Raw genomic sequence first — 10,329 nt, forward strand, 5'->3', positions numbered from 1 at the left:
GCTCAGACGACCGCCCCGTCGTCGGGATCGCGTTCCTCGTCGCCCGGGCGCAGCCGCCACACCAGGGTGACGAAGCCGGCGAGGATGCCGGTGAACCCGAGCAGGGTGACCACCCCCCGGTCGGCCGGGACCAGGTCCGGGAAGAGGAACAGCACGAACCCGAACACCACCGCCAGCACCCCGGCGGCGGCGTACTTCGAGACCCGGGGCAGGGGCGGGGGCGGCGGCGGCACGTAGCGCTCGTCGGCGTCCGGGTCGTCCGGCAGGTCCGCGCCGAAGGTGTCCAGGCCGTCCAGCAGCGAGGGGCCGTCCCCGTCGCGGGGGCCACGCCCCACGGAGACACCGGAGATGTCCCCCGCGTACGGCAACCGGCGCAGCGGGGTGGTGGTGGTCGGTCCGGCCGGCTCGTCGGTGCTCGGCAGTGTCGCCGTGGCGGTGCCACCGGGGCGACCCGGCGGGTCATCCACGTCCTCCGCAGCCGGCCAGGGGTGCGCCCCGGCGCCGGGGGAGTTGTGGAACCCGGCGACGATCTGGGCCCACTCGGCGTCGATGTCCGGTTCCTTGGGGGCGGCCCCGGGCGGATTCTCGTCGGACAGTTGGTGGAGGTAGTCCCGGGCGGTGCTCAGGTGCGAGCGGTCCACGTAGAGCCGGTCGACCGGTCGAGAAGGCACCGTGGTGGTGCGGGTGACCGGGTTCAGATCCGCCGAGGGTTGCAGATAGGCGGCGATGCCGCCGGCCGCCAGCACGTCGAGCAGGTGCTCGCCGACGCGCGGGTCGACGTCGCCTGCCACGGCGTACTCGCTCGCGTCGATCCCGTTGTCCCGTCGTCCCCGACGGGCTCCACCCGCTGACACCGGACCATCCTCCTCATCGCGCCGCGGCGCGCCCCGCGTCCAGCCCTGGGCGCCACTCACACGCCGTGCTCTGAATCGTGACACGTCCGGACCAGGTTCGGGGAGTGCCTTGTGGCGTGGGTACCTCGGCGCGTCCCGCACTCCTGGTCGAAAGCGAGGCTCTTTGTCCTTTTGTGCGGGCCGTGCCAGGTGTGGGGCGTACCGGGAAGCAGGGAGCGGAGGGCCGCTCAGGCGCAGAGGTTGGCGACCGCGACCCGGACCGGGTCGGGGTCGGCCCAGCTCCAGTTGGGGTGGGCGCGGTTGGTGAGCAGCACGAGCACGAGTCGACGGCCGGGGTGCACGAGCAGCGAGGTACCGGTGAAGCCGGTGTGTCCGAAGGTGCCCCTGGTGGCGAGCCTGCCCATGAACCAGGGCTGGTTGAGCACGACGCCGAGACCGTGGTCGGAGGTGCGGTTGGGGCGTTCGGCGTCGACCGCGGGCAGACCGGCGTTGACGTTGGTCAGCATCTGCTGGGTGAGGGCCTCCGACAGGATCCGGGTGCCGCGATAGGTGCCGCCGTTGAGCAGCAACTGCCCGATGACGGTCAGGTCGGCGGCGGTGGAGAAGATGCCGGCGTGCCCGGCGATCCCGCCGAGGTGGTTGGCGACATCGTCGTGCACGATGCCGCGCAGCAGCCCGCGGGAGGAGCGGGCGTCCGTGGCCACCAGCCGCTGGGCCTGGTCGGCGCTGCTGAGCCACTTCTTCGGGGTGAACCCGGTGTCGGTCAGGCCGAGGGGGCCGGTGATGCCGGTCTTGAGGGCCTGATCGAGCCGCTGCCCGGTGACATGCTCGACTAGCTGGGCGGCGACCATCAGCCCGACGCTGGAGTAGCGGAAGACCGTGCCGGGAGTGGCGCCCTTGATCAGCGGGGTGGCCAGCACTGCGGCCCGCCGGGCCTTGTCGTCCGGCAGACCGGTGACCTTGGCCCCGACGGGCAGCCCGCTGGTGTGGGCCAGCAACATCCCGACGGTGATCTTGTTCTTGCCGGTGCCGGTGAAGCCGGGCAGGTATTCCACGACCGGCGCGTCGAGGGCGATCAGCCCCTTGTCGACCTGTTGCAGGGTCAGGATCGCGGTGAAGACCTTGGTCAGCGAGGCGGTGTCGAAAATGGAGTCGTAGCGCATGGCCACCTGCTTCGACTCCGGCAGCAGCACCGGCCCGGCGTCGTAGCGCAGGGCCTTGCCGACCACGGCCCGGGCGAGGAGTTTGCCGTCGACCTGCACGTAGGCCACCGCTCCGGCGTACGCGGGATGGTTGGGGTTCGCGCTTGTCGGTTTGAGGTGGCGGGTCAGCTCAGCGGACAGGGCCCGGCTCAGCGGCGAGGGGGTGCCGATCCCGGCCTGCCCGCTCAGGCTGCCGCCGCCCGCCGCCTCGGCCGTACTGCCGGGTGCGGCGCTCGGCACCGCGCCGGCCGCCGAGGGGGTCCCGGACGACGGCACCGCCGAGGTCGAGGCGCCCGGCGTGGCGGCGGGGCCGGTGGGTGAGCCGGTGGCGGCTGCGGCGTCCACGGAGGACGGCGAGACCGGTTCGCGACAGCCGGTGAGGGCAGCGGTGACTGCGGCCAGGCCACCCCCGAGCACGGTACGCCGATGCACAGGCATGCGCCGCATCATGACAGGCGTGGATCGCCGGGCAAAGCCCGGCACCCCGATTGTGGTCCGCACTCCCGCCAGGCCAGCTCGTGATCATTGCCACAGGTCCGACTCTTGACTACGGGACTCATCCTCATTCGAGTCCGAGGTGAGGATTACGTTCGGTGATCGGCCCAGGGTTTCCGGACACCTCCGTCCGGTGTTCGGACGATCGGGCGGCCCACCTCGTTGACCTGCGTGACTCAGTGGACACGGTAAGTGAATGACCGTCGAATTGCGATCGGTCGATGCCCATCACTGACGGTGATCGATCGGACACCTGGTGATGGTCTGTCCGATTTGCATCATCGGCCTCATGTGCTGCCTCTGGGGCGGAATTACCCAGCCATCTAGTGGATCGCCGCGTCGGCTGTCAATGCATTGATCTTGTTTGTGCTCCTCAATAATCTGCGCTCGCTTTTCGTCGAGATCCGCCTTACGGGGAGGCTGACAGTGTCGGAACAGTGGATGCGTGGCGGCGTCTTTGTCGCATTGTCCGGGGACGGACCTATCCGCTGGTTGAAACGAACCATGATGGTGTCGCTGGCGGCACTGCTCACAATGACCATGTCGGAGGTGCCCGCTCGGCCCGATCGGGCTGTGGCCGCGCCGAAGCCGACCGCCCAGCCGGAGCCGACCGCGAAGCCGAACTGTCCGCAGGGGCGCCCGGACGAGGTGTCCGCAGCGGTGGCCGCCCGGTTGTGTGGCGAGCGGGTCGAGGTGACGAACCAGCGCACGGAGACCGTGCAGGTGTTCGCCAACCCGGACGGCACCCTGACCCAGGAGCAGGCCCTCGCTCCGGTGCGGGTGCGCCGAGGGGACAACACCTGGGTGCCGGTGGACCTCACTCTTGAGCGTCGGGCCGACGGCACGGTGGCGCCGAAGGCGCACCCCCGCGATCTGAGCTTCGCCGGTGCCTTCCCGGCTACCGGGGAGCGGGAGGTGGTGTCGCTGGGCACCGGTGCGCAGCGGACCTCGTTGGGTTGGGACGGTCCGTTGCCCGAGCCGGTCCTCGACGGCCGCACGGTCACCTACCCGGAGGTACGCCCCGGGGTCGATCTGGTCTTCCACGTGCACTCCACCGGCTTCGAGCAACACTTCGTGGTCAAGAACCGGGCCGGGCTGGCGCAGGTGCGCAAGCTGACCCTGCCGATGCGGACGGGCAAGCTGACCGCAGCCGGTGACGGCATGGGCGGCCTGGTGCTGAAGAATTCGCGGGGCAAGCAGGTCGGTCGGGCGCAGACGCCGATCATGTGGGATGCGAAGGTTTCGCCACATTCCGCCCAGCACCTCAACGTGGCACCGGTCAAGCTGCGTACGAAGGCGGGCGGCAAGGGCCGTACCGTGCTGGAGCTGACCCCGGACGCGGACTTCCTGGCCCGCGAGGACCTGACCTTTCCGGTGACGATCGATCCGCCGACCTCGCTGTCGCCGTCGTTCGACGCGTTCGTGCAGAACACGTACTCCAGCGACCAGTCCGGGGCCAGCGAGCTGCGTCTGGGTCACGCCAACGACGGCGGATCGTTCACTGCCCGCTCGTACCTGCGGTTCAACACGACCGGATTCGCCGGCAGCAAGATCATCACGGCGAAGCTGCGGCTGTGGAACTTCCACTCCTGGTCCTGCAAGGCGGCCTCGTGGGAGGCCTGGCGTACGGACAACGTGACCTCGACGGTGCGCTGGACGAACCAGCCCACGGCGCGGGCGAAGGTCGGCACCTCGACCGAGACCAAGGGTTACAACTCGTCCTGCAACGACGGGTACGTCTACATCGAGGTCGGCGGGGCGTTGCAGCACAGTGCCGACAACAACCTGTCCACCGCGAGCGTGATGCTGCGGGCCACCTCCGAGTCGACCACCGCCGGCTGGAAGAAGTTCGACTCCGCCGAGGGCGGCCGTCCGCCACTGCTGACGATCACCTACAACAGCGCGCCGCCGGCGCCGTCCGCACTGGCCGTCGCACCCTGCTACACCGCCTGCGGGGCGGGAGCCCGGACCGCATCGCTGCGGCCGACCCTGTCGGCGAAGCTGGCCGACGCCAACGCGGGGCAGACCTTGCAGGCCGAGTTCGAGGTGCGCAACAAGAGCACCCAGGCGGTGGTGTCCACCTCCGGGGTGCGTTCGGGTAGCCCGGCGTGGACCAACGGGTCGACCGCCTCCTGGCAGGTGCCGGTGAACCTGGTCAACGGCACCGCGTACGAGTGGCGGGTCCGGGCGCGGGACCCGCACACCCCCGGCGCGTGGACGGGGTGGACCACGTTGACCGTGGACACCACCAAGCCCGGGGTGCCGTTCGTGTCGGCGACGATCTACCTAGACGACGGGCAGCCGCACGGTGGCGCGGAGGCGCCGGACACCTTCACCTTCACCCCGGCGAGCGGCACCACCGACCTGGCCGCCTTCGTCTACAAACTCGACTACGAGACCGCCGCCACGACGGTCGCGGCCACCGGCGCCAAATCGGTGACCCTACGCCCGCGGGACGGGCGTCGCACCCTGACCGTGCAGGCCAAGGACTCGGCGGGCAACCTGTCGGATCCGAACCTGTACGTCTTCGAAGCCGGTGACGCGGCGCTGGCGCAGCCGCTGCCCGGTGCCACCATCGTCAAGCGTACGAAGCTGGAGGTCACCACCCCGGTCGCCGGTTACACCCGGGCGTACTTCGAGTACCGGCGTGGGCCGGGCGGGGCCGTGCTGCCGATCCCGTCGGCGAACCTGACCTCGGCCAAGGGCGTGCCGATCACCGCGACCGCGGCCAGCCCGGTCGCCCTGTCGTCGCTGGGCGGGTACGCGATCTGGAACGCCACCGACACTCTCGGGCTGGCCGGTGGTGTGGTGGAGGTGCGGGCCCGGCTCTACACGGCCAGCGGAAGCACCCCGGCGTACACGATTCCGTGGGTGCGGGTGACGGTGGACTCCAGCGGTGCGGGTGCCGCGGACACCGAGGTCGGCCCGGGGTCGGTCAACCTGCTCACCGGCGATCACGCCCTGTCCGCGACCGATGTCGACGAGTTGGGCCTTTCGGTCTCGCGCACCTCCTCCTCGCGCAAGCGCGGCGACGGCTACCTGCCGATGGGGCAGCGGTTGACGCCGAACCAGCAGCAGATCTCCACGAACCTGACCGGTTTCACCGTGCCGACCACCTCGTCGGCGATCCGCTCCACCGCCCGCGGCCAGGGGGAGACCACCCCGGCCGACTCGTTGGAGATCACCCCGGTGACCACCAGCAGCAATGACACCTATGTGGCGGTCGGTGGCGACAACGGTGGGATACGGCTGGGCATGACCGGCGGCAAGACGTACCGGATGACCGGTTGGATCTTCGTACCCGCCGCGACCGGCCTGGTTCCCGAGAACACCCACCGGGGGCTGCGGATCGTCGGTATCCACCGGGTCGGCAGCACCTACACCGAGGTCGCCTCGCCGATGGCCGCCTACACCGAGGGGTGGCAGGAACTGTCGGTGGACATGACCGTCCCGGTGGGCGCCACCGAGGCGTTCTTCCGGCTCTACAACGGCGCCCAGGGCGGCTCCGGCCGCAAGGTCTACTGGGACAACCTCTCCTTCACCGAGATCGTCGCCCCCTTCGGGCCGGCCTGGAACGGCGGTGCCACCGGGGGTGCGGCGGACGTCAACTACACCACCCTCGAACTGCCCGAGCCGTCAATGGCTCTGGTCAACACCATGGAGGGCGACTGGATCACCTTCGCCAAGAACTCCGACGGGACGTCGTTCACCCCGGAACCGGGTGCGGAGGGAATGGTGCTGAGCCGGGTGGGCAGCACCGCGTACCGGCTGTCCGAGCTGGACGGCACGATCACCGAGTTCACCCAGCAGGGCGGGGTGTGGGCGGCCACCTCCTCATGGACGGCGGAAGCACACACCACCACCCGGTACATCTACGACACGGCCGGTGACCGGCTGCTGCTCAAGAAGGTCATCAACCCGGTCGAGCCGGGGGTCGACGACACCAACAACTGCACCACCGCCACCCCGGCCCGGGGCTGCCAGGTGCTGGAGTACGAGTACGCCACCGCCACCACCCCCGGGTTGAGCCCGACCGTCTTCGGTGACTACACCGACCGGGTCACCGGGGTGAAACTCTGGTCCTGGGATCCGGACACCTCCGCGATGACCGCCACCCAGGTCGCCCGGTACACCTACGACAACCTGGGCCAGCTCCGTGAGGTCTGGGACCCCCGCATCACCCCGGCGCTGAAGACCACCTACGAGTACGCCGACGGCCGGGTGGTCAAGCTCACCCCGCCCGGTGAGTTGCCCTGGCACTTCGACCACGGCAACCCCGACGTCGACTCGGCCGCCCTGCGCTGGGACCTGGACGCCGGCTCCGGCACCGCGGTCGCCGACTCCTCCGGCAGCGGCCGCAACGGCACCATGGCCAGCGGCGTGACCTGGGGCCGGGGCAACGATCCCGACAACCCGGCGGACCGGGCCGCGGTTTTCACCGGCGGCTCCGGCCAGCAGATCAGCGTGGCCGGCTCGGCTCTGTCCAACACCTCCTCCTACACCGTCTCGGCCTGGGTACGCCTGAAGACCAAGACGGTCAACCGGACGGCGGTGTCCAAGGACGGCAACCGCACCAGCGGTTTCTTCCTCAACTATGTCGCCGCCGACGACCGGTGGGCCTTCTCCCGGGTCAGCGCCGACAGTGACAGCGCCACCCCGATCCGGGCCACCTCCAACACCGCACCCGTGGCCGGCCGGTGGACCCACCTGACCGGTGTCTACGACACCGCCAGCGGACGGATGAAGCTCTACGTCGACGGCGTACTCCAGAACACCACCGCCGCGGTCGGCGGCTGGAACGCCACCGGCAACTTCGTCGTCGGCCGCGCCAAGTGGGCCGGTGCCGCCGCCAACGTCTGGGACGGCGAGATCGACGACGTCCGCATCTACGGCCGGGCCCTCAACGACGAGCAGGTCGCCGACCTGGCCGGCGACGAGAACGCCGGCCGACTGCTCCGGGTGCGTCGTCCCGCCCTGCAACAGGGATCCAAGACGGCCACCGACGGTGAGATCGCCACCAACGTCGTCTACAACGTGCCGTTGGCCCAGCTCGGTGGCGGGCCGTACAACCTCAACGCCACCGCCATCGCGGCCTGGGGCCAGGTCGACCTGCCCACCGACGCCACCGCCGTCTTCGGTCCCGAAGACAACCCCGGCCGCAACAGCGCCACCCCGGCGGCACCGGGCACCAACGGCTACAAATACGCCACCGTCCACTACCTCGCCGCCGGCGGTAAGGAGGTCAATACCGCAACCCCGGGCGGTCACATCGACACCCGGGAGTACGACCGCTTCGGCAACATCATCCGCACCCTGGAAGCCACCGACCGGGCACTGGCCCTCGGTGTGCTGCCGAACGCCGACACCTACCTCGCCGAACTGGGCCTGGCCGGCTCGGACACCGCCACCCGAGCGCTCGCGCTGTCCACCATCAACACCTACAGCACCGACGGCATCGACCTGCTGGAGACGGTCGGCCCGACCTCGACACTGGTGTTGGAGAACCCGTTGGCCGACCCCGACGACAGCGGACCGTTGGAGGCCATCCCCGCCGGGGCGACCGTCATCGGCCGGGCCCGCACCGTCAACACCTACGACGAGGGTAAGCCCGACGGCGCCAAGTACCACCTGCTGACCCGGGAAACGAAGGGCATGCAGATCGACGGCTACCCGGACGCCGACGTGCGGGTCACCAAGAGCGGCTACGACGCCGAGTACGGCGGAGTATCCGGCTGGACGCTGAAGAAGGCCACCAGGCAGACGGTCGACGCGACGACGGGCGGCAAGAACCTGAGCTCCGGAGTCGTCTACGACAGCGCTGGCCGAACGATCAAGACGGTCGGGATCGACTCGTCGGGGACGGATGCCAAGACTCAGGAGAACATCTACTACACAGCCGGCCCGAACGCCCAGGACAGTGCCTGCGGCAACAAGCCGGAGTGGGCCGGAAAGCTGTGCGTGACCCGGGCTGCCGGGGCGGTGACCGGACACGATCCGGATCGCATGACCACCAACCTGCCGGTCCGGCGGGTCGTCTCCTACACCCGCTACGGCGACGAGGCCGTGGTGACCGAGACGGTGGCGGGCAGGACCCGAACCACCACCACGACGTACGACGCCGCCACCAGGGAGATCAGCAAGGCGATCACCTCCGACGAGGGCACTGCGATCCCGGCGGTGACCACCACGTACAGCCCGACCTCGGGCGAGGTCACGGTGACCACGATGGGCGGGGCGACCATCACCCGGGAGTACGACCTGCTGGGCCGGCTCGTGTCGTACACCGACGCGGACGGTGGCACGACCGTCACCGAGTTCGACCGCTTCGGCAAGCAGGTGAAGGTGTCGGACCCGACCGGTCACGCAACGTACGCCTACGACCGGGTGGTCGAGCCCCGCGGCCTGTTGACCGGTGTCACCGACAGCATCGCGGGCACGTTCTCGGCGAAGTATTCGCCGGACGGGCAACTCACCGAGCTGAAGTACCCCGGTGGGTTGACGCGTACCGATCGGTTGGACGTGAACCTGCAACCGGTGGAGCGGACGTACACCCGTGACTCGGACGGGGAGGTCATCTTCTCCGAGTCGGTGGTGACCAACACCGCCGGCCAATGGGTGGAGCACACCTACACCGGTGGCAGCAAGACCTACCGGTACGACCGGTTGGGTCGGCTGGTGCGGGCGCAGCACTACAGCGCGATGACCGAAGGCTGTGTGAGCCGCACGTACGCCCACGACGACCGGACGAACCGGACGGGCAGCGTCCAGTTCGCCCCAGGTGCGGAGGGCGAGTGTGACGAGTCGATGGCGGCCGTCACCCATAGCCACACGTACGACACGGCGGACCGGTTGACCGACGACGGGTACGTCTACGACGCATTCGGCCGCACCACCGAGCTGCCCGGTGGGTTGGAGAACAGCTACTTCGCCAACGATCTGGTGCAGCGTCAGCAGCTGGACGACGCGCGGCAGACGTGGACGTTGGACCCGGCGCACCGGTTCCGGGCCTTCACCACGCAGACGCTGGTCGATGGTGATTGGCAGGCCGCTACATCCAAGCTCAACCATTACGGCGACGACACCGACAACCCCCGCTGGATCATCGAGGACACCATTGCGGGCACCCTGACTCGAAACGTCGCCGGCCCCGACGGCGACCTCGTCGCGACCACCTCGGCGACCGGCGACGTGCTGCTCCAACTGACCAACCTGCACGGTGACGTAGCAGCCACGGTGGACACCGGGCTGACCGAACCCGAGCTGTTCGACCACGACGAGTTCGGTGTGCCGATGGCCGGCCAGGCCACCCAGCGGTACGGCTGGCTGGGCGGCAAGCAACGCTCCGGTGAGACGATCGGCGACGTCATCCTCATGGGAGTCCGCCTCTACAGTCCGAGCCTGGGGCGGTTCCTGCAGGTCGACCCCGTTTTCGGGGGAAGCTGCAACTCCTACGAATACACCTGCGCCGACCCGATTAACAACGAGGATCTCGACGGCAGGAAAATCGGCAGGTTGTGTCGCATCAGGAATTGGTGCGCGAAGACTCTTGGCCGGGCGTTTTCTGCTGCCTCGCGTGTCAACCAGCGTTTCAGTAACTGGCAACTGCAGACTGTTCTGGGGAATGCGGCGCGAGCGGCCGTAAAGGCGAAGCAATTCAAGGATCGCTTCAAGGGGAGCAGTTGGAGTAAGAAGCGGATCCAGTGAGGTGATCTCAGCAGCGTATAAGGGTTGATTGGTGCGACACGGGCGAAGGTGTCGAGTCGGGCGGCAGTGGAAAC

General features: G+C 69.2%; 3 protein-coding genes. 1 reads left to right on the forward strand and 2 read right to left on the reverse strand.

Going from position 1 to position 10,329, the window contains the following annotated elements:
- Positions 1-2: 2 nt before the first annotated feature.
- Both ACLQ2T_RS25455 and ACLQ2T_RS25460 read right to left on the reverse strand, forming a co-directional pair.
- Positions 3-854, reverse strand: a complete 852-nt coding sequence (locus ACLQ2T_RS25455) for a DUF308 domain-containing protein (RefSeq protein ID WP_425768878.1) — start codon at positions 852-854, stop codon at positions 3-5.
- A 227-nt stretch (positions 855-1,081) separates the two neighbouring features.
- Positions 1,082-2,494: a serine hydrolase gene (locus ACLQ2T_RS25460; protein ID WP_425768879.1), complete on the reverse strand. Its 1,413-nt coding sequence runs from the start codon at positions 2,492-2,494 to the stop codon at positions 1,082-1,084.
- Positions 2,495-3,100: 606 nt separating this feature from the next.
- Here ACLQ2T_RS25460 and ACLQ2T_RS25465 point away from each other — a divergent pair.
- Positions 3,101-10,255, forward strand: a complete 7,155-nt coding sequence (locus ACLQ2T_RS25465; RefSeq protein ID WP_425768880.1) for a LamG-like jellyroll fold domain-containing protein — start codon at positions 3,101-3,103, stop codon at positions 10,253-10,255.
- Positions 10,256-10,329: the final 74 nt, after the last annotated feature.

Source organism: Micromonospora sp. DT229 (genome assembly GCF_049844505.1).
In the GTDB taxonomy this organism is placed as follows: domain Bacteria; phylum Actinomycetota; class Actinomycetes; order Mycobacteriales; family Micromonosporaceae; genus Micromonospora.

Bases quoted from the DNA above. Each gene is read 5' to 3' on its own strand.
- ACLQ2T_RS25460 (WP_425768879.1), bottom strand. From the start codon at position 2,494: ATGCCTGTGCATCGGCGTACCGTGCTCGGGGGTGGCCTGGCCGCAGTC.